This window comes from Neisseria flava (genome assembly GCF_982712965.1).
Window position 1 is genome coordinate 1 of the sequence record NZ_CEXQBZ010000107.1, and the last position, 1,710, is coordinate 1,710.

Sequence of the window (1,710 nt, forward strand, 5' to 3'; positions counted from 1 at the left end):
AATGTCTTGATGGGAATTTAGGGGATTTTGGGGGATTTTGCAAAGGCCTCATGTAAAAATAAATCGATAAGGTCTATAATTGGCGCGCAATCCATCATTTCACAGAGACAAATTATGCACACACAAAATCTTATTATCGGCTTTGGCAAAGCGGGCAAAACGCTGGCGGCAGATTTGGCGAAACACGGGCAGCAGGTCGTGCTGGTGGAACAGTCGGCGCAGATGTACGGCGGCACTTGCATCAACATCGGCTGTATTCCCAGCAAAAAACTGATTGTCGAGAGCGAGCAGCGCGGGCATAACGCCGACAAAGCGGCAGTGTTTGCGGCGGCGATGAACGCGAAAAACACCCTGATTCCGAAATTGCGCGCCGCCAATTTCGCCAAACTGGACAATCTGGACGGCGTAACCGTGCTCAACGCGCGCGCCGAGTTTCTCGACGATCGCACGGTCAAACTGACTGACCCAGACGGCGGCGAGCAAACCCTTACCGCCGAACGCATTTTCATCAACACCGGTGCCACCCCGCGCCGCCTGGGTGTGGCGGGCGAAGACAGCCCGCGCGTACTGGACAGCACCGGTGTGCTCGCGCTGAACGAACGCCCGCGCCGCCTCGTCATCATCGGCGGCGGCTACATCGGCTTGGAATTTGCCTTTATGTTCCACGCTTTCGGCAGCGAAATCACCATTCTCGACGGCGGCGACCGCTTCCTGCCGCGTGAAGATCACGACATCGCCGAAGAAATGCTGCGCGTATTAAACAGCAAAGGCATCAAGGTGTTGCAAGGCGTGAAGATTGAAGCGTTCCGCGACAATACGGCGGACACCAGCGTCATCACGTCGCAAGGCGAATTTACCGCCGACGCGGTGTTGGTGGGCGTGGGGCGCGTGCCGAACACGCAAGGATTGGGCCTGACAAACGCGGGCATCAAAACCGACCAGCGCGGCTTCATCCTCGTTGACGACCATCTGCGCGTGCAAGGCAAAAACCACATCTGGGCGATGGGCGACGTGGCGGGCAGCCCGATGTTCACCTACATCTCGCTCGACGACTACCGCATCGTGCGCGAACAGCTTTTCGGCGACGGCAAACGCAACCGCGCCGACCGCACCCCGTTCCCGACCGCCACCTTTACCGAGCCGCCGCTCGCTCATATCGGCTTAACCGAAACCGCCGCGCAGCAATCGGGGCGCGAGGTGAAAGTGTTGAAACTGAAAGCCGACGCAATTCCGAAAGCCAAAATCCTCAACCAAACCGACGGCCTGCTCAAAGCCGTGGTGGACGCGCACAGCGGCGAAATTCTCGGTGTAACCCTGTTCTGCGCCGAAGCGCACGAGATTATCAACCTGTTCAAAATGGCGATCGATCACCGCATCCCCGCCACCTACATCAAAAACCAAATCTTCACCCACCCGACCATCGCCGAAGGGCTGAACGATTTGTTCGCGGGCTGCTAAAAAACTGGTTGTAAAACGACCGCACTTGATACGGAAATGCCGTCTGAAAGCGATTTCAGAATCGGTGCGGGTATGTTGTTTGTAACCAAGTTTGTAGAGGCCGTTTTTCTTTGTCCAGCGGGCATCTTTATCTTTACTCGGTGTGGTTTGGCCGCTGACTTGTCCCTCCTCATCAACTTCTATGGCCTGACGCTGTTTGCTGCCGGCGGTCTGAATAATGGTGGCGTCAATGACGGCGGCGGATGCTTTCTC

Annotated in this window: 1 protein-coding gene and 1 pseudogene; one reads left to right on the forward strand and one right to left on the reverse strand. The window is 56.7% G+C overall.

Annotated features, from left to right (window positions below):
• The first annotated feature begins 114 nt into the window (after positions 1-114).
• On the forward strand, positions 115-1,458 hold the full coding sequence (locus AC5M9B_RS04860; RefSeq protein ID WP_049229542.1) for an FAD-dependent oxidoreductase: 1,344 nt from the start codon (positions 115-117) through the stop codon (positions 1,456-1,458).
• Between the two features lie 54 nt (positions 1,459-1,512).
• On the opposite strand, the pseudogene AC5M9B_RS04865 reads toward AC5M9B_RS04860, so the two are convergent.
• Positions 1,513-1,710, reverse strand: a pseudogene (locus AC5M9B_RS04865) (IS5/IS1182 family transposase); the annotation flags it as partial.

Excerpts from the sequence above, each read along its gene's own strand:
- AC5M9B_RS04860 (WP_049229542.1), top strand. The coding sequence starts at position 115 with ATGCACACACAAAATCTTATTATCGGCTTTGGCAAAGCGGGCAAAACG.